The sequence below is a fragment of the Streptococcus sp. HMSC073D05 genome (assembly GCF_001812015.1).
Classification (GTDB): domain Bacteria; phylum Bacillota; class Bacilli; order Lactobacillales; family Streptococcaceae; genus Streptococcus; species Streptococcus parasanguinis_D.
This window is the reverse complement of record NZ_KV807499.1, coordinates 137,416-155,667: the sequence shown is the minus strand read 5'-3', so window position 1 is coordinate 155,667 and position 18,252 is coordinate 137,416. Positions and strand designations below refer to the sequence as shown.

Sequence of the window (18,252 nt, the reverse complement as noted above, 5' to 3'; positions counted from 1 at the left end):
TTGAGAGGCTAGGACTTTTGTCCCAGCCTCTTTTGTACTAGATCAACAGAAAAACGGATGCTGTCTAAAAATCTTGCATTTTTTTGCAATTTAGGTTACAATGAAAACTATAAAAAACGCGTAATCCCTAGGGTCTTTCCCTCAGGGAATTTTGTGTGTTTTGACCTATTTTCGATGGAAAGAAGCTTTGCTTCTACCGCAGGAAAAAGTATGAATAACATTGGAGGTAATAATGATTCGATCCTTAATTTCCGAGATCAAAGAATTCAAGAAGCCCTCGATTTTGGCTTCCTTGTTCATGGTCTTTGAAGTCATGTTTGAGATTTCGATTCCCTTTGTCATGGCGAGTCTTTTGGACCAAGGTGTTCAACAAAGAAACATGAACAATATTTTGTTTTACGGTGGGCTCATGCTGGTCTGTGCCTTTCTCTCCCTCTTTTGTGGGATGCAGTCTGCCCGTTATGGCGCCTATGCATCGGCTGGTTTTGCCAAAAACCTTCGTCGGGCCATTTTCAAAAAGGTTCAAACCTTCTCATTTGAGAATATTGATCAGTTCTCATCAGGTGGGTTAGTCACTCGGATGATGACGGACGTGACCAATGTGCAAAATGCCTATCAAATGGTGATCCGGATCTGTGTAAGGGCACCGCTCAATTTGATCTTTGCCATTGTGGCTTGTTTCTTGATCAATCCGGAAATGGCCATGATCTTTGTCTATGTGACCATCTTTTTGGCAGCTGTCTTAAGCATCATCATGAAGATTGTGTATCCGCTCTTCACAGAAGTATTTGAAGCTTATGATAATCTCAACAACAGCATTCAAGAAAACATCACCAATATGCGGGTGGTCAAGTCCTACGTTAAGGAAGCAGATGAAACCGTTAAATTCAAGAAGGCTTCACGTTTGATTTACAACATGTTTATGAAGGCTATCCGTGTCGTTGTCTTGAGTAGCCCAGCTATGATGCTTTCCATGTATGCTTCTTTCCTTTTGATCTCTTGGATCGGGGCTCATCTGATCGTTGGTGGTCAACTCTCTACTGGGAATTTGACCTCTATGTTTAGCTACACCATGACCATTCTCATGTCGCTCATGATGTTTATGATGATCTTTGTCATGTTGTCGATTTCTATGGCCTCTGTCGAGCGGATCAATGAAGTCTTGACGACCAAAACGACGATTGACTCTCCAGAAAATGGGATCAAAGAAGTCGCTGATGGATCCATCAACTTTGAGGATGTGACCTTTGCTTATACCGATGAAAATGGCGACAAGACCCATGTCTTACAAGGGATTAATCTTTCCATTCGTTCAGGGGAAGTGATTGGGATCTTGGGAGGGACAGGATCAGGGAAATCAAGCTTGGTTCAGTTGATTCCTCGTCTCTATGATGTCGAGTCTGGTCGGGTGACAGTAGCGGGCCACGATGTCAAAGAATACGATCTGGATTCCCTTCGTAAGCAAGTGGCCATGGTTCTTCAGACCAATGTCCTTTTCTCTGGTACGATTAAAGAAAATATGCGCTGGGGAAATAAGGATGCGACAGATGAAGAGATCATCGCAGCTTGTAAGATTGCCCAAGCCGATGAATTTATTCAAGATTTCAAAGAGGGTTATGACACCATGATTGAGCGTGGGGGATCCAACGTCTCTGGTGGTCAACGCCAGCGTCTCTGTATCGCGCGTGCCCTTCTCATGAATCCGAAGATCTTGATCTTGGATGATTCGACTTCGGCGGTCGATACCAAGACGGATAGTTTGATCCGTCAAGGATTGGCAACCAGCTTGAAAGAGACTACCAAAATCATCATTGGTCAACGGATTTCTTCTATTCAAGATGCAGATCGCATTATCGTGATGAATGATGGCCAAATCGATGCGATCGGTCGTCACGAGGAATTGCTTGCGACCAATGCCATCTACCAAGAAGTATATGAAATGCAAACACAAGGGAAAGGAGAAGCAGATGAAAACTAAGAAAAAAGCAAATCTAGGCTCTATCCTTCGCCTGCTCGACTTCCTTTGGAAAAACTACAAGGTATCCTTGATTGTTTCCTTTATCTTAATCATTCTATCGTCTCTTGCGACGGTCAATGTGACAGCTTCGATTCAGTCCTTGGTCGACGTCTATGTGGAGCCCATGCTGACAAGCAACAGCCATGATTTCGGACCGCTCTTGTCCTTCTTAACACGAGTTGGTTTGATCTGTTTGATCGGGGTACTTGCTAACTATGGCTTTACCTTGATTATGGCGACCGTTTCACAAGACTCACTTAGAAGTCTTCGAAATCAGTTGTTTGCCCGCATGCAAAAACTGCCGGTACGTTACTTTGATACCCACCAACATGGGGACATCATGTCTATCTATACCAATGATATTGATGCTCTTCGCCAAGCAATTGAACAATCCATTCCTCAACTCTTATCCTCAGCGATTACCATCCTTGGGGTAACGATTACCATGCTGACGGTTAGTCCTCTCTTGTTCTTGATTGTTCTTGTCATGGTTCTTGTCATGGTCTTTATCATCAAGGATGTTTCTGGAAAGTCAGGTCGTTACTTTGGCGCCCAACAAAAGAACTTGGGGATTGAGAACGGCTTTATTGAAGAAATGATGTCTGGTCAAAAAGTGGTCAAGGCCTTTGTGCATGAAAGAGAAAGCATTGAGGATTTTGACCGGATCAATGACCAACTCTTTGAGTCTTCCTACCAGGCTAACCGCTATGCCAATGTCCTCATGCCCATTCTTGGGAACTTGGGAAATGTTTCCTTTGTTCTAACAGCCTTGATCGGGGGCCTCTTTGCGCTAAACGGCGTCGGTGGTTTAACCATTGGTGGTCTTATGGCCTTTCTGCAATTGAACCGTTCCTTCACAGGTCCGATTGCCCAGGTCTCTCAACAATTGAACTTTGTCCTCATGGCCTTGGCTGGTGGAGATCGTGTCTTTGATCTCTTGGACGAAGAAGAAGAAGTCGACCAAGGAAAAGTGACGCTGGTCAATTATGAACTGGTCGATGGAGAAATGGTCGAAACCGATCAGAAAACCAATAAATGGGCTTGGAAACACCCACGTCCAAATGGGGATTACCAGCTTGTCAAGATGGTCGGAAATGTGGTCTTTGATGATGTTGATTTCTCTTATGATGGGAAGAAACAAATCCTTCATGGCATCAACTTGTACGCGGATAAGGGTCAAAAAGTGGCCTTTGTCGGAGCGACTGGTGCAGGAAAGACAACTATCACCAACTTGATCAACCGCTTCTATGACATCCAGTCAGGAATGATCACTTATGATGGGATCGATATTAAATTGATTGAGAAAGATTCTCTGCGTCGTTCCCTCGGAATCGTTCTTCAAGATACCCACTTATTTACTGGTACGATTGCGGAAAACATCGCTTATGGCCGTGCTGATGCAACACGGGAAGAAATCCTTGAAGCAGCTCGGATTGCCAATGTGGATTCCTTTGTCAAGCACTTGGATCAGGGCTATGAGACAGCCTTGACGGATGATGGGGCTGGTCTATCAAATGGTCAACGACAATTGATCGCCATTGCCCGTGCAGCCCTTGCCAATGCGCCTGTCTTGATTCTGGACGAAGCGACGTCTTCCATTGACTCACGGACAGAGAAGATGGTGCAAGAAGGGATGGACCGCTTGATGGAAGGTCGGACTGTCTTTGTTATCGCCCACCGTCTATCGACTATCGTCAATTCCGATGTGATTATGGTAATGGACCACGGACGTATTATCGAGCGAGGCAACCATGCTTCCTTGATGGCAGAACGTGGCACCTATTACCGCCTGTACACCGGTGGACTTGAAATTGATTAATAATAAAAAAGCTTGAGCGTTGGCTCAGGCTTTTTTGGCTTATGGATAATGACTTCTTAGAAACTTTCCTTAGGTGAGTACGGACGTTAAGTGAAATTATCCAGTGGATGATTTCAGCAATCCAGGAAGTTCCATGACTAATTATTGAGCCCCTTCGCTCTTTAATTTCTGGGCTCAGGCTAAAACAGTTTCCCAAACTGTTTTACTCTCAAAATTCCTGAGTGCCTGAAACTGTATTGTTTCAGGCACTTTTCTCACAGCGGAAAGTCTCGAAAATAAATATTCATTCATCAGAAAGCTTGAGTTCACGCTCAGGCTTTTGCTTATTTCTCAAGTAATTCTTGGATCAAGTCTTCCATGGCAGCTGGTTCTGTTTTGGAGGAGAAGCGTTGGGCGACTTGGCCTTGTCGATCGATGACAAATTTTGCGAAGTTCCATTCGATGCGTTTGCCCAGTGGCCCAGCTGCTTGGCTTTTGAGCCAGTCATAAAGAGGAAGGGCTTCTTTACCATTGACCTTGGCTTTGGCGAATCGTGGGAAGGTGGTCTGGTAGTTGAGGCTGCAGAAGCTATTGATTTCTTCAGCAGTTCCTGGCGCCTGCCCCATGAATTGGTTGCAGGGGATGTCCAGGATTTCAAGCCCTTTTTCCTGGTAGCGCTGGTAGAGATCTTGCAGTCCTTGGTATTGCGGGGTCAAGCCACAGCCTGTTGCTGTATTGACTACGATGAGGACCTTACCTTGGTAGTGAGAAAGGGGAATCTCCTCCCCATTCTGGTTTTCTAAAGAAAAATCATAAATGCTGGTCATAGGTGGTATCCTTTCTGTCTCTTCAGCTTTTATTGTAGCACAAATCTCCTAATATTGGGCCTAGAGGAGCATGACTTCTTGCTTTAGTCCCTCCTGTGAAAATGATATAATAAGAAGATAACAAGCTCTCAAGAAAATGCCAAAAGGAGAACGGATCGGATGAAATTACTCTATACGGATGTTCGGACCCCCTTGACCCAGGTCCTGACACAAGAAGCCGTAGGGTTAGTAGAACAGGGCAAGCGTGTGTTTTACATTGCGCCCAACTCTCTTTCCTTTGAAAAAGAAGCCAAGGTCTTGTCCTATTTAGAAGGTCAGGCTTCTTTTGCTATTACCGTAACGCGCTTTGCCCAAATGGCCCGTTATTTCATCCTGAACCAGGTATTTGAGGAGCAACCCTTAGATGACATCGGTCTAGGCATGCTATTTTTTAAAGCTCTTTCCCAGATGAAGGAGCAGGATCTTAAAGTTTACGGGGCCCTGCGCAAGGATCCTCAGTTTATCCAGCAACTGGTCCAGCTCTATCATGAATTGCAGACAGCCCAGATGGATTTTACCGATTTAGAGTTGCTCGAGGAAGCTGAAAAAAGAGAGGACCTCTTGGCGATTTTTGAAGCTGTCTCTGAGATGCTGGTCCAGCACCAGTATGAATCCCAGTCCAAAATGGCCTTTTTCCTCAATCAGGTCGAAAAAGGGCACTTGGAAGAGCAATTACAGGATGTGGCGATTGTCGTCGATGGCTTCACGCGTTTTTCTGCAGAAGAAGAGGCCTTGATTGGTCTCCTTCACCGAAAAGGAGTGGAGATTGTCATCGGAGTCTATGCCAGTGAAAAAGCCTATCGAGCAAGCTTTAGAGAGGGCAATCTTTACCAGGCCAGTGTTGACTTTCTCCTCCAGCTGGCTAAGACTTTTGAGGTACAGCCTCAGTATTGTGGGCAAGCGATTGAAGACTCCTTTAGTCGCATTACCCGCATGCTAGAAGTGCGCTACGATTTTTCACAAGTGGAAAATGAGCTGGAGGACCAAGATCGAACAGCGGTCCAACTCTGGCAAACTAATACACAAAAAGAAGAGTTGGAATATGTCGCTAAATCCATCCGTCAGCGTCTTCATGATGGGGCACGCTATCGGGATATTCGGGTCTTGCTAGGCGATGTAGAAGCTTATCAACTGCAACTCAAGACCATTTTTGACCAGTATCAGATCCCCTTTTATTTGGGACGAAGTGAAGCCATGGTCCACCATCCCTTGATTCAGGTCATTGAATCATTAGGTCGGATCAAGCAGTTCAATTACCAGACAGAAGACGTCATCAACTTGTTAAAAACGGGTCTGTATAGTGATCTGACGCAAGAAGAAGTCGATGCTTTTGAGCAATACCTTCGTTTTGCGGAAGTAAAGGGCGCTACAAAATTTCACAAGCCTTTTACTAGCAATCGTCAGGGCAAGTTTAATTTGGAAAAGCTTAATACTCTCCGAGAACGCGTCGTAGAACCTCTAGTCCCTTTCTTTTCACAGCGCAAACAAAAGGTGACCCAACTCTTAACCACCTTTACAGAGTTTCTGCAAGAGGCCCAGCTTTCTCAGAATCTACAAGCTTTGATCAAGGATCTAGCCTTGGAGGAGCAGGAGCGCTATGACCAGGTCTGGAAGGCCTTCCTCCACGTCTTAGAGGAGTTGAACCTGGTCTTTGAGGACCAAGAGCTGACAGTGGATGACTTTCTAGCTCTCCTCTTATCGGGGATGCAATTGTCTCAATACCGGACAGTTCCTGCTACGGTCGATGTGGTGACGGTTCAGTCCTATGACTTGATTGAACCCTTGACAGCGCCTTATGTCTACGCGATCGGGCTGACCCAGGAGCGTTTTCCAAAGATTGCTCAGAACACCTCTCTACTCAGTGAAGAAGAGCGCCAGCAGTTGAATGAGGCTACCCAAGAAGGAGCAGAGCTCCAGGTGGTGACCAGCGAAAATCTCAAGAAAAATCGCTTTGTGGCAGTTTCGCTCCTCAATGCGGCGACCAACCAACTGGTTCTATCGGCCCCTAGCTTGGTTAATGAAATGGAAGATAGTGTCTCTCCTTACCTTGTCGAATTGACCAAGGAACCTATTGCCATCGAGTGGACGACCAAACAAGCCCAAGCCTCGAGTGATGATATCGGGACCTACCGAGCCCTCCTAGCGCGCGTGATCGAATTTCATCAAGAAGAAATTACGAGTGAGTTGTCTCCTGAAGAAGCCAGCTTTTGGGGTGTGGCGGTACGGGTCTTGCGCAAGAAATTAGCCGCTGAAGGTATCCAGATTCCTCAGATTTCAACGGAATTAAAGAGCCGTCAGCTTCAGTCGGATACGCTTCAAGCGCTCTATCCAGAGGGCAAAGACTTGACCTTATCCGCTTCTGCCTTGAATGAATACTACAAGCACCAGTATGCCTTTTATCTGCGCTATGTCTTGGGCTTACAAGAGGATGAAACCATCCGGCCAGACGCTCGTAGTCATGGGAATTTCTTGCACCGGATCTTTGAACGAGTCTTAAAAGATAGTTCCGATCAAGCGTTTGATCGGCGTTTAAATGAGGCGATTCGAGAAACCAGCCAAGAAGCAGAGTTTCAGCAATTGTATACAGAAAGTGGAGAGACCGAGTTTATTCGCAACTTGCTTCTTGATACTGCGAAAACAACGGGGCGTGTCCTCGCCCAGCAAAATGGCATCGAGACCATCGGTGAGGAGACCCTCTTTGGTGGAAGTACCCACACCTCTTATCCATTGTCCGATGGCCGTCTCCTGCAGCTACGAGGCAAGGTGGATCGCATTGATCAATTGAGGGATCACGGAGCCCTCGGAGTCGTGGACTATAAGTCCAGTCTGACGCAATTCCACTATGACAAGTTCTTTAATGGCCTGAATTCTCAATTGCCAACCTATCTTTCTGCCATTCAGGATCTGAAGGAATACCAAGAGGAGCAGGGGATTTTCGGAGCCATGTATTTGGAAATGGGAGATCCCCTAGTGGATCTGAAAAAGGCCAAGACAGTAGAGGACGCCATCAACCAAACTATGAAAAGTCAACAGTACAAGGGGCTCTTTATGGCAGATCAGGCGCCTTACCTGGGCGAGGCCTATGATAAGAACAAGGCTATGATGTTGAGTAAGGAAGAGCTGGACCTGCTCCTCTTGTACAACGCTTATCTCTATAAAACAGCAGCAGAAGGGATCCTCAAGGGGCAATTTGCCATCAATCCCTATAGTGAAAATGGGCGCAATATCGCACCATTCGTGGAGCAGTTTAAATCCATCACAGGATTTGAAGCGGATCGTCACCTAGGTCAGGCACGGTTCTTGACCAAACTAGACCAAAAAGGAATACGCGGTGAAAAGGTGAAAGCCGCTTGGATCGAGAAGATGAAGGAGGTCTTGAACAAATGATCAAACAAGCATTTTTGACAAGAGAAGAAATCAAGGCCCTCCAGGTCCAAGAGGCAGCTTCTACCAAAGAGCAAAAGCGGACGCCAGAACAGATCGATGCCATCTATAGTTCGGGGACCAATATCCTGGTGTCGGCCTCTGCTGGATCAGGGAAGACCTTTGTCATGGTGCAAAGGATTTTGGATCAGATCCAGCGAGGTATTTCGATTAAGGAGCTCTTTATCTCGACCTTTACGGTCAAGGCAGCAGGAGAGCTCAAGGAGCGTCTGGAAAGTGAACTTGGAAAAGCCCTGCAAGACAGCGATGACCCAGAACTCAAGCAACACCTGGCCCGTCAAATCGCAGATGTCGCCACCAGCGATATCGGAACCATGGACTCTTTTACCCAAAAGGTCCTAACGCGCTATGGCTATTTGCTTGGGTTGGCACCTCAGTTTCGCATTTTACAAAATGCTAGTGAGCAACGCCTCTTACAAAATGAAGTCTTTCAAGCTGTTTTTGACCGCTATTACCAGGGAGAAAACCAAGAAGCCTTTGTGCAGATGGTCAAGAATTTCACCGGCCAGCGCAAAAATTTGACCTTGTTTAAAGAACAGGTCTACCAGATCTATGACTTTCTTCAGTCGACCAGTGATCTGGAGAAATGGCTGGAAGAGCATTTTCTAAAAGGCTATGAGGAGACCGATTTTGACCAGGTTGAAGGCGATCTTATGGAGAACATCCAGCAGGCCCTCTATGAGGCAGAGAACTTTTTTGCCTTTCATTTGTCCAATGAAGGCCAAGCATTTGATAAGGCCAAATATTTGGAAGCCGTGCAAGAGGTGCTGGATCAGATTGGAAGCCTCACAGAGCGCCCTAATAAAGCGCAACTGACCTCTGTCCTAAAGGCAGTCGTCGCGATTAGCCGGGCTTCAAATGGGGGAGCCTTGACCAATAGAGCCCGTAAGGAAGAGCTGAAAGAGCTAGTTACGGCCTATAACCAAGACAAAAACCTTCATATCAACCGCCTCAGAGACTTAGAAAATCAACTCTATCAGTTGGAATTTCAACAAACCTTCCACCAAGAAGAAGGCCCCATGCTCTCTTTGCTGCGGGACTTTATCAGAGACTTTGCTCGTGCTTATCTGGAGCGAAAAATTCAAGAAAAGGCCTATGAATTTGGGGATATCAGTCATTTTGCCATTCAAATTTTAGAGCGATTTCCAGAGGTGAGACAAGCCTTTCAAGAGCGCTACCACGAGGTCATGGTCGATGAGTACCAGGATACCAACCACACCCAAGAGCGGATGTTGGACTTGCTGTCAAATGGCCACAATCGCTTCATGGTGGGGGATATCAAGCAATCCATTTACCGCTTCCGTCAGGCAGATCCACAGATTTTCAATGATAAATTTAAGGCTTATCAAGAAGAAGGGGCAAAAGGGCGCTTGATCCTCCTCAAGGAAAACTTCCGGAGTCATGTGGAAGTGTTGGATGCGACCAATGATGTCTTTCGCCATTTGATGGACGAAGAGGTAGGAGAGATTGACTACAATCAAACCCACTATCTAGTTGCAGGAAGCGACAAGCAGCGGATGGCCTTGCCACAACATCGGGCAGAATTTTTGCTCTATGATGGTAGCCAAGACCAGGAAGAAAAGGCCGAAGATGAGGAAGCTGCTTCTGGACTTGAGACGGTTTCCAAGGGAGAAATTCTTCTCGTTATCAAAGAAATTTTACGCCTCCATCGGGTGGAAAAAGTGCCTTTTAAAGAGATCACACTCTTGACCGCGACTCGAACGCGAAATGACGCGATTCTGGAAGCCTTTGACCAGTACCAGATTCCGATTGTAGCAGATAGCGGACAGGCGCATTATCTAGAGTCGCTGGAAGTGATGGTCATGTTGGATACCTTGCGGACCATTAACAATCCCTTGCATGATTATCCCTTGGTTGCTCTCATGAAATCCCCTATGTTTGACTTTGATGAAGATGAGCTGGCACGGATTTCCTTACAGACGCTTCCAGAGCAAAAGCAAGTGGCCTTCTACCACAAGGTCCAGTTAGCCCTTGAAAAAACTGCAGAGCATGCCAATCTGATTGATGCCAAGCTCCTAGCTAAAATCGAGAACTTCCTCCAGGTTTTATCTGATTGGCGGGCTGCTGCCAAGACCTCTTCGCTTTATGATTTGCTGTGGAAAATCTATGAGGATCGCTATTACTACGACTATGTTGGCGCCCTTCCAAATGGCGCCCAGCGCCAGGCCAACCTCTATGCCTTGACGCTTCGGGCCAATGATTACGAGAAAGCCAGCTTTAAGGGCTTGTCACGCTTCATTGCTATGATCGATAAGATCATTGAAAATGAACACGATTTGGCCAGCATCCCTCTGGCGGCACCAAAAGATGCCGTTCAGCTCATGACCGTCCATAAGAGTAAGGGGCTGGAATTCAAGTATGTCTTTATTCTCAATATGGACAAGGCTTTTAACCGCAAGGATCAATCGGGACCGATCATTCTCAGTCGCCAAAAAGGGATTGGCTTTAAATACATTGCGAACCTGCCAGTTGAGACCGAAAATCCAGCCGCTCCTGAAAGCATCCGCCTGCAGATCGAAACGCCTTGCTACCAACGCAATGTGGAAGAAACAAAATTGGCTACAATTTCTGAGCAGATGCGTCTTCTTTATGTCGCCATGACACGGGCTGAGCTCAAGCTCTATCTAGTCGGAAAAGGCCGGGAGGACAAACTGCGTGATACCGATTGGGGGACCAGTCGCAATGGCAAGCTGGATCCGGAAAAACGAAAAGAATGGACCTCTTATCAGGACTGGCTCTTTGCTATTCAAGATGTGTTTACCAAGAATACCCTGGCCTATGACACGCGTTTTGTGACAGATGAAGACCTGACACCAGACCAGCTTGAGCCACTAGAGAAGGATTCCAGCCTTGATCAGCTCAAGGATGTCCGCCAGTCAGAGGATATTCGTCGGGCCTTGGATATCTTGGAAAATGTTGATCGGCTCAATCAGCTCTATGCTCCGGCCATTCATTTACCAAGTGTACGTACTCCTAGTCAGATCAAGAAATTCTACGAGCCGGTCATGGATGCCAATGGCGTCCAGATCATGGATGCAAAGAGTGTGACGCCTGACTTTGAGCTGCCAACTTTTGGTCAAGAAAAATCCGTGACAGGAGCCCAAGTCGGAAGTGCTGTCCATGAACTCATGCAGCGCGTGCCTCTTGAGGAAGAAATCACGCTAGGTACACTGCGTCAAGCCTTGGAGCAAGTTCAAGCGGAGCCAGCGGTCAAAGCCCGCATCAAGCTAGAGGCCATCCTTTCTTTCTATGAGACCCCTTTGGGTACCTTGCTTCAAAAAGAGGCCTCTCGAGTCCGGCGCGAAGCACCCTTTGCCATGCTGAAGAAAGATCCAGCCAGTGGTGAGGACTTTGTCGTGCGGGGGATCTTGGATGGTTATTTGGTGCTAGAAGACCGGATCCTACTTTTTGATTACAAGACGGATCACTACAAGGTCCCTAGTCAATTGGTCGAACGCTACCGGGATCAGCTCGATCTCTATGCAGAAGCTCTTCGTCGTTCTTATGGCCAAGAGCAAGTAGAAAAATACCTCGTGCTTCTAGGTGGCCCCCATCTAGAAGTGATGAAAGTGGAGTAAATCATGGCAATTGCACAGGAAAACATCGAACGGATCCAAAGAATGGAAGGTTATTTGAATGACTATGCCAAGACTTTGGAAGAAACCAAAAAAGCAGTGGATCAGCTAAGAGAGCATCAAGAAAGCTATATCCAACTGTGCGATTATTATAGTAGTCAGGCCTATTTTGATGATTTGGACTTGTCCAATCAAGCTGACTTTCCAGAAGATCTTCCTTGTGGTGTCTTGTCCGAAGATGCCGTCTATGATTTGTTAAACGAGCATTTTCAGATGGGAGTGGAGCTCTTGGAGATCGCAACGAAGATGATCAAAGAACGGTGAAATCTTTATTTATATTTTATCTTTCCTTAGGTGACGGCGGACGCTAGGTGAAATTATCCAGTGGATGATTTCAGCAATCCATGAAGTTCCATAGCTAATTATTGAGCCCCTTCGCTCTTGAAATTCTTAGCTCAAGCTAAAACAGTTCCCCGAACTGTTTTACTCTCAATAATTCCGAGTACCTGAAACAGATCCTGTTTCAGGTACTTTTGTCACTGCGGAAAGAAAAATATGTAAATGATGACATAGTGAATTGTGGGATTACTTGACTAATTCATTGGATATTTCGACTGACTTATTAAAATGTAAAAGCAACTAACAACCACACAAAAAAGCTCCGGTTTCCCGGAGCTTTTTGAATGATTAGTGTGAGACACGGCGACGTGCTGCTTTTTTGCGGTTTTCTTCGATGAAAGCTGCTTTTTGTTCTTCTGGTTCGATTACTTTTTTCTTGAATGTGTAAACTGCACCTGCGACAGCAGCAACTGTACCAGCAACACCAGTAACAAAACCTTTACCAAATCCTTTAGCCATGAGAATTTCTCCTTTTCTGAACTTTAAATATTTATGTTATAATATATGGTAACGAAAAAACGTGAATTTTGCAAGGAAAAACGATGAAAACCAAGATAATTGTGATTGTGGGACCGACTGCTGTTGGAAAGACAGCTCTTGCGATCGATTTGGCGCAAGCCTTCAATGGTGAAATTATCAGTGGCGATAGTCAACAAGTCTATCGCAAGCTGGATATTGGAACAGCCAAGGCGACGCCAGAAGAGCAAGCTGCGGCACCCCATCATTTGATTGATGTGCGGGAGGTGACCGAGTCTTACTCAGCTTTTGATTTTGTAAGAGAAGCCAAGACTGCGATTGAAGAGATCACAGCTCGAGGTAAGCTTCCTATCATTGCAGGTGGGACAGGCCTTTACATCCAAAGTTTGCTCGAAGGTTATCATCTAGGTGGTGAAGTTCCTCATGAAGAGATTCTGGCCTATCGTGCTCAATTGGACTTGTTGTCGGACGAGGACTTGTACCAAAGGGTAGCGGAGCAAGGACTTGTGATTCCTCAGATCAATCGCCGTCGGTCCATGCGAGCTCTGGAAATTGCGCATTTTGGGCAGGACCTCGCAAACGAAGAGACCGATTATGAACCCTATCTCATCTGTCTAGATGATGAACGGTCCTTGATCTATGATCGCATCAATCGTCGAGTAGATCGCATGTTAGAGGAAGGCTTGCTGGATGAAGCCCGTTGGCTCTATGATGACCATCCGGAGGTTCAGGCAGCTAAAGGGATTGGTTACAAGGAACTCTTTCCTTACTTTAAGGGAGAGCAGAGCCTTGCGGAAGCCAGTGAGATCCTCAAGCGCAATACGCGGCGTTTTGCCAAACGGCAGCTGACCTGGTTTCGAAATCGGATGGAAGTAAAATTTTACGCCATTTCTGCCCCCCACTTCAAGGAGCAGGTTCTTGCAGATGTAAAGGAGTTTTTACAGCATGATTGAAACAGAAAAAAAACAAGAACGCATCCTTTTGGTCGGTGTGGAACTTCAAGGCATGGACAATTTTGACATGTCTATGGAGGAGTTGGCGAGCCTGGCTAAAACAGCTGGTGGAGATGTCCGGGGCTCTTATACACAAAAGCGGGAGAAATACGATACCAAGACCTTTGTCGGCTCAGGAAAACTAGAAGAAATCGCGCAAATGGTCGAAGCAGATGAGATTACGACCGTGGTGGTCAATAACCGCCTGACCCCCCGTCAAAATGTCAACTTAGAAGAAATCCTTGGGGTCAAAGTCATTGACCGGATGCAGTTGATTTTAGATATCTTTGCCATGCGGGCTAGGAGTCATGAAGGCAAGTTGCAGGTACACTTGGCCCAGCTCAAATACCTTTTGCCACGCCTTGTCGGTCAAGGAATCATGCTCAGCCGTCAAGCTGGGGGAATTGGTTCTCGTGGTCCAGGGGAAAGTCAGTTGGAGTTGAACCGCCGGAGCGTTCGCAATCAAATCACCGATATCGAGCGACAGCTCAAGGCAGTTGAAAAGAACCGGGAAACCCTTCGTGAAAAACGCTTGGAATCACCTGTCTTTAAGATTGGTTTGATCGGCTATACCAATGCTGGAAAGTCGACCATTATGAATCAGCTGACCAGTAAGAGCCAGTATGAAGCCGATGAACTCTTTGCGACCTTAGACGCCACAACCAAGAGCATCCATCTAACAGGCAATCTGCAAGTGACGCTGACCGATACGGTTGGCTTTATCCAAGATCTACCAACAGAGTTGGTTTCGAGCTTTAAGTCGACCCTGGAAGAAAGTAAGAATGTAGACCTCCTGGTCCATGTCATCGATGCATCTGACCCCAATCATGAAGAGCATGAAAAGACCGTGCTTTCGATCATGAAGGACCTGGATATGCTGGAGATCCCTCGCTTGACGCTTTACAACAAAGCAGATAAAGTAGCAGACTTTACACCAACTCAGACACCTTTTAGCTTGATTTCAGCGCGCTCTGAGACAGCCCGTGAAGATCTCCAGGCTTTGCTTCTAGAAAAACTGAGAGAGCTCTTTGTTCCCTTTACCATTCGCGTTCCCTTTTCAAAATCTTATCGGACACATGATTTAGAAACAGTTGCGATCATTGACCAGCGCGAATTTGAAGAGGATGTCGAAGTCATTCAAGGTTATATCGCAGAGAAAAATAAGTGGAAGTTGGAAGAATTTTATGACGGATTACGTTGATTTGGCAATAAAATATGGAGGCTATACCAGCCTCGATCGGGTCTATCTGACCAATCTTTTAAGCACAATCCCTGAGGAATTGCGTCTCCGTGTGATTACGCCTCCCCCAAGTGTGATCAACGCCTATTTTGCTGAGCTCTATCAAAAGAAGAGCCCCAAGGAGGCCATGGATTATTTCTTGGACCTGAGCCGGGCATTTGACTTATTCACAGTTCAGCAAAACTTTGATGAACGGAAGCCTTTTATCCGCCTCAACTTATCAGGGAAGTCTTATGGCTTGGCTTACGTAAATGAAGTGTTTGCCTGTGTCTTTGCTGAACATCCAGCAGAAGATATCACTCCTGCCATATTATTTGAAGTCGCAGAGATCTTTCCACATTGTTTGGTCTTCGAAAAAGATGGTAAGATCTGTCTGCAAGAGGCCGGCCCAGAAGTGGCGACCAAAACAGAGGCCCTCTCTGCCCTGACTGACTTGATGACCTTGGAAGATGGACGATTGAAACTGTCAGGATATAACCAAGAGGAGCTCCTCGAGCTAGCGCAAGCCTACCCAGGCAACCTTTCTTTCCGTTCAGAGAACCGGACGGCCATGATTTATATAGATAGAAAGTAGACAATGGACATTCAATTTTTAGGAACGGGAGCTGGGCAACCCTCAAAAGCCCGTAATGTATCGAGCTTAGCGCTCAAATTACTAGATGAGATCAATGAAGTCTGGCTCTTTGATTGTGGCGAGGCGACACAGAATCAAATTTTAGAAACGACCATTCGTCCGCGAAAGGTTAGCAAAATCTTTATTACTCACCTACACGGAGACCATATTTTTGGTTTGCCAGGTTTCCTCTCTAGCCGGGCTTTCCAGGCTAATGAAGAGCAGACGGATCTAGATATTTATGGTCCAGCTGGCATCAAATCCTTTGTCATGACCAGTCTTCGCGTATCGGGTTCTCGCCTGCCTTACCGCATCCATTTTCATGAATTCGATGAAAACTCTCTGGGCAAGATTTTAGAAACCGATAAATTTACGGTTTATGCGGAAGCTTTGGACCACACCATTTTCTGTGTAGGTTACCGGATTATGCAGAAGGACCTCGAAGGAACACTGGATGCAGAGAAGTTGAAGGCAGCAGGAGTTCCTTTTGGACCGCTCTTTGGGAAAGTCAAAAATGGCCAAGACGTCACCCTGGAAGATGGCACTAAGATTATTGCAGCCGACTATATTTCAGCCCCTCGACCTGGTCAGATTATCACGATCCTAGGAGATACACGGAAGACAAATGCTAGTGTACGACTAGCAGTCAATGCGGATGTCTTGGTCCATGAGTCCACCTATGGCAAGGGAGATGAGAAGATTGCTAAGAAACACGGCCACTCGACCAATATGCAGGCGGCAGAAGTAGCGCGTGAAGCTGGAGCGAAACGCCTTCTTTTGAACCACATCAGTGCTCGCTTCTTATCAAAAGACATCAGTCAATTGCGCAAGGATGCGTCCAGCATTTTTGAAAATGTCTATGTCGTCAAAGATTTGGAAGAAGTGGAGATCTAAGATGCGAACCATTCTCATAACAGGAGCAAGTGGAGGATTGGCACAGGAAATCGTCAAGCTCCTCCCTGAAGACCGGCTGATTCTCTTAGGCAGAAATCAAGAAAAACTGGAAAAACTCTATGCCAGTCATCCTCAAACCGAATGCATCGGGCTTGATATCACAGACTCCTCAGCTGTCCAACAGCTAGTGGAAGAGCTCTATCAGTGTTACGGACAGATCGATATCTTGGTCAATAATGCTGGCTATGGCATCTTTGAGGCCTTTGATCGCATTTCTGACCAGCAGGTACAGGAGATGTTTGAGGTCAATACCTTTGCCCTTATGCAGCTTTCACGCTTGATTGGTGCGCACATGAAGGCAGTAGGCAAGGGGCACATTGTCAACATCGTCAGCATGGCTGGCTTAGTTGCAACCGCTAAATCCAGCCTTTATTCGGCTACTAAGTTTGCAGCCATCGGCTTCTCTAACGCCCTGCGGCTAGAACTCATGCCCTTTGGTGTCCATGTGACGACAGTCAATCCAGGCCCCATCCGGACTACCTTCTTTGACCAGGCAGATCCTGACGGAAGTTATGTCAAGGCTGTGGATCGCTATATTTTGGAACCAGATTTTGTGGCTAAGAAGATCGTTAAAAACTTTGGAAAAGCAAAACGCGAACTTAATCTTCCTTGGCTCTTGAACCTGACCCACAAGCTCTATACCCTATTTCCACGCATCTCAGACAAGCTCGCTAGCAAGATGTTTAATTTCAAATAGGAGGAGATAAATGGCCGCAAATATTCAAGCTTATTTAGAGAACCTCCAGCAACCCTGGGGACAGATCTATTATGATATTCTATTTGACCAATTACAGGACGTCAAGGGAAAGCGGGTGCTTGATTTTGGCAGTGGTTTCGGCCTTGTAGCCAACCACCTAGCGCAAGACAATGATGTCCTTGCTGTGGAGCCCAATCAAGAAATGGTGGCCTTGCGGGCCCAGGACCATCCCTACCAACAATTCGTCGGAAGTCTAGATCAGTTAGCAAGCCTTGAAGATGCCAGCTTTGAGGTCATCCTCTGCCACAATGTCCTGGAGTATGTAGAGGATCGCAAGCTGGTTCTTGAAGAATTTACCCGTCTCTTGAAACCAGGAGGACTACTCTCTATCGTCAAGCACAATGAGGTTGGACGCGTCCTGCAGACCGTCGTCTTTGAAAATGATACTCAGAAAGCGCTTGGTCTCCTAGCAGGTCAGGACTTGGAAAGCCACTCCATGGGCTTGGCCCAGGCCTATGATCTCGATCTAGCTGTTGAAGATCTAGCTCTTGAAGTCCAAGACTACCAAGGAATTCGTGTCTTTTATGCCTTGCAGGACAATCGCTTTAAAGGACAAGAAGGCTGGCGAGAGTCTATGCTCAAAATGGAGCTGGCCGTTTGCCAAGAGTCCCCTTACAGAGATATCGCCTTCTTCCAGCACTATAGCTTAAAAAGGAGTTAAGATGTTACATTATAAAAAAGAAATTCCAGCGATGACAGACCTACTCGCACTCTACAGCTCAGTCGGCTGGACCAATTATACTAACAATCCAACCATGTTGGAAGAAGCTGTCAAAGCCAGTCTATGGCAGTTGGCGGTCTATGATAAGGAAGAGCTCGTAGCCTACATTCGCTTAGTAGGAGATGGCCATTCTGTCATTTTTGTACAGGACCTCTTGGTGCGACCAGATCACCAGCGCCAAGGCATTGGCACGAAACTCTTAGAAGAGGCTTTAGCGACCTTCCCCAATGTCTATCAACGGCTCCTTGCCACTGAGCGTAGCGAGAAAAATTTAGCCTTTTACCAGTCCCTGGGCTTTGTCGAATTGTCAGAGCAAGCTTGTACAGGGATGATTTATATGAAATAAAGAGAGTGGGACAGAAATCGGTAATTCGTTAG

14 protein-coding genes are annotated in these 18,252 nt (G+C 46.3%); 12 read left to right on the top strand and 2 right to left on the bottom strand.

Features of this window, described 5'->3' with window-relative positions; all coding sequences use genetic code 11:
• The first annotated feature begins 232 nt into the window (after positions 1 to 232).
• Both HMPREF2832_RS08230 and HMPREF2832_RS08225 read left to right on the top strand, forming a co-directional pair.
• The gene (locus HMPREF2832_RS08230) at positions 233 to 1,978 is read left to right on the top strand and encodes an ABC transporter ATP-binding protein (RefSeq protein WP_024054981.1); all 1,746 of its coding nucleotides are present in this window, start codon (positions 233 to 235) and stop codon (positions 1,976 to 1,978) included.
• Entirely contained in the window at positions 1,968 to 3,836 is a 1,869-nt protein-coding gene (locus HMPREF2832_RS08225; RefSeq protein ID WP_070506486.1) for an ABC transporter ATP-binding protein, read from the top strand. The genes HMPREF2832_RS08230 and HMPREF2832_RS08225 overlap by 11 nt, the downstream gene beginning before the upstream one ends.
• A gap of 323 nt (positions 3,837 to 4,159) precedes the next feature.
• On the opposite strand, the gene HMPREF2832_RS08220 is transcribed toward HMPREF2832_RS08225, so the two are convergent.
• Complete coding sequence (locus HMPREF2832_RS08220) at positions 4,160 to 4,642, bottom strand: glutathione peroxidase (protein ID WP_049522945.1); 483 nt, start codon at positions 4,640 to 4,642, stop codon at positions 4,160 to 4,162.
• 159 nt (positions 4,643 to 4,801) lie between these two features.
• Between HMPREF2832_RS08220 and rexB the strand changes: the two genes are divergently transcribed.
• The 3 genes from rexB to HMPREF2832_RS08205 are packed head-to-tail and all read left to right on the top strand — an operon-like array spanning position 4,802 to position 12,045.
• Positions 4,802 to 8,068 carry an ATP-dependent nuclease subunit B gene (rexB, locus tag HMPREF2832_RS08215; RefSeq protein ID WP_070506483.1) on the top strand — a complete coding sequence of 1,089 codons (3,267 nt, stop codon included), beginning with the start codon at positions 4,802 to 4,804 and terminating at the stop codon, positions 8,066 to 8,068.
• A complete protein-coding gene (addA, locus tag HMPREF2832_RS08210; protein ID WP_070506480.1) occupies positions 8,065 to 11,724 on the top strand; it encodes a helicase-exonuclease AddAB subunit AddA in 3,660 nt (1,219 codons plus the stop codon). The genes rexB and addA overlap by 4 nt, the downstream gene beginning before the upstream one ends.
• Positions 11,725 to 11,727: 3 nt before the next feature.
• Positions 11,728 to 12,045 (top strand): DUF4298 domain-containing protein, encoded by a 318-nt coding sequence (locus tag HMPREF2832_RS08205; protein ID WP_070506476.1) that lies wholly within the window; start codon positions 11,728 to 11,730, stop codon positions 12,043 to 12,045.
• Positions 12,046 to 12,408: 363 nt separating this feature from the next.
• Here HMPREF2832_RS08205 and HMPREF2832_RS08200 read toward each other — a convergent pair whose 3' ends face one another.
• Positions 12,409 to 12,579 carry a DUF3042 family protein gene (locus HMPREF2832_RS08200; RefSeq protein ID WP_003002781.1) on the bottom strand — a complete coding sequence of 57 codons (171 nt, stop codon included), beginning with the start codon at positions 12,577 to 12,579 and terminating at the stop codon, positions 12,409 to 12,411.
• An 83-nt stretch (positions 12,580 to 12,662) separates the two neighbouring features.
• Here HMPREF2832_RS08200 and miaA point away from each other — a divergent pair, with 83 nt between their 5' ends.
• The 7 genes from miaA to HMPREF2832_RS08165 are packed head-to-tail and all read left to right on the top strand — an operon-like array spanning position 12,663 to position 18,220.
• On the top strand, positions 12,663 to 13,550 hold the full coding sequence (gene miaA / locus HMPREF2832_RS08195) for a tRNA (adenosine(37)-N6)-dimethylallyltransferase MiaA (protein ID WP_070506471.1): 888 nt from the start codon (positions 12,663 to 12,665) through the stop codon (positions 13,548 to 13,550).
• Positions 13,543 to 14,790 carry a GTPase HflX gene (hflX, locus tag HMPREF2832_RS08190; RefSeq protein WP_031576943.1) on the top strand — a complete coding sequence of 416 codons (1,248 nt, stop codon included), beginning with the start codon at positions 13,543 to 13,545 and terminating at the stop codon, positions 14,788 to 14,790. The genes miaA and hflX overlap by 8 nt, the downstream gene beginning before the upstream one ends.
• Positions 14,774 to 15,403: a cystathionine beta-lyase gene (locus HMPREF2832_RS08185; RefSeq protein WP_070506466.1), complete on the top strand. Its 630-nt coding sequence runs from the start codon at positions 14,774 to 14,776 to the stop codon at positions 15,401 to 15,403. The genes hflX and HMPREF2832_RS08185 overlap by 17 nt, the downstream gene beginning before the upstream one ends.
• Positions 15,404 to 15,406: 3 nt before the next feature.
• Positions 15,407 to 16,336: a ribonuclease Z gene (rnz, locus tag HMPREF2832_RS08180; protein ID WP_070506462.1), complete on the top strand. Its 930-nt coding sequence runs from the start codon at positions 15,407 to 15,409 to the stop codon at positions 16,334 to 16,336.
• 1 nt (position 16,337) lies between these two features.
• Positions 16,338 to 17,093, top strand: a complete 756-nt coding sequence (locus HMPREF2832_RS08175; RefSeq protein WP_070506456.1) for an SDR family NAD(P)-dependent oxidoreductase — start codon at positions 16,338 to 16,340, stop codon at positions 17,091 to 17,093.
• 10 nt (positions 17,094 to 17,103) lie between these two features.
• Entirely contained in the window at positions 17,104 to 17,814 is a 711-nt protein-coding gene (locus tag HMPREF2832_RS08170) for a class I SAM-dependent methyltransferase (protein WP_070506452.1), read from the top strand.
• Position 17,815: 1 nt separating this feature from the next.
• A complete protein-coding gene (locus HMPREF2832_RS08165) occupies positions 17,816 to 18,220 on the top strand; it encodes a GNAT family N-acetyltransferase (RefSeq protein WP_070506447.1) in 405 nt (134 codons plus the stop codon).
• Positions 18,221 to 18,252 lie beyond the last annotated feature (32 nt).

Excerpts from the sequence above, each read along its gene's own strand:
- HMPREF2832_RS08230 (WP_024054981.1), top strand. The coding sequence starts at position 233 with ATGATTCGATCCTTAATTTCCGAGATCAAAGAATTCAAGAAGCCCTCG.
- HMPREF2832_RS08225 (WP_070506486.1), top strand. The coding sequence starts at position 1,968 with ATGAAAACTAAGAAAAAAGCAAATCTAGGCTCTATCCTTCGCCTGCTC.
- HMPREF2832_RS08220 (WP_049522945.1), bottom strand. The coding sequence starts at position 4,642 with ATGACCAGCATTTATGATTTTTCTTTAGAAAACCAGAATGGGGAGGAG.
- rexB (WP_070506483.1), top strand. The coding sequence starts at position 4,802 with ATGAAATTACTCTATACGGATGTTCGGACCCCCTTGACCCAGGTCCTG.
- addA (WP_070506480.1), top strand. The coding sequence starts at position 8,065 with ATGATCAAACAAGCATTTTTGACAAGAGAAGAAATCAAGGCCCTCCAG.
- HMPREF2832_RS08205 (WP_070506476.1), top strand. The coding sequence starts at position 11,728 with ATGGCAATTGCACAGGAAAACATCGAACGGATCCAAAGAATGGAAGGT.
- HMPREF2832_RS08200 (WP_003002781.1), bottom strand. The coding sequence starts at position 12,579 with ATGGCTAAAGGATTTGGTAAAGGTTTTGTTACTGGTGTTGCTGGTACA.
- miaA (WP_070506471.1), top strand. The coding sequence starts at position 12,663 with ATGAAAACCAAGATAATTGTGATTGTGGGACCGACTGCTGTTGGAAAG.
- hflX (WP_031576943.1), top strand. The coding sequence starts at position 13,543 with ATGATTGAAACAGAAAAAAAACAAGAACGCATCCTTTTGGTCGGTGTG.
- HMPREF2832_RS08185 (WP_070506466.1), top strand. The coding sequence starts at position 14,774 with ATGACGGATTACGTTGATTTGGCAATAAAATATGGAGGCTATACCAGC.
- rnz (WP_070506462.1), top strand. The coding sequence starts at position 15,407 with ATGGACATTCAATTTTTAGGAACGGGAGCTGGGCAACCCTCAAAAGCC.
- HMPREF2832_RS08175 (WP_070506456.1), top strand. The coding sequence starts at position 16,338 with ATGCGAACCATTCTCATAACAGGAGCAAGTGGAGGATTGGCACAGGAA.
- HMPREF2832_RS08170 (WP_070506452.1), top strand. The coding sequence starts at position 17,104 with ATGGCCGCAAATATTCAAGCTTATTTAGAGAACCTCCAGCAACCCTGG.
- HMPREF2832_RS08165 (WP_070506447.1), top strand. The coding sequence starts at position 17,816 with ATGTTACATTATAAAAAAGAAATTCCAGCGATGACAGACCTACTCGCA.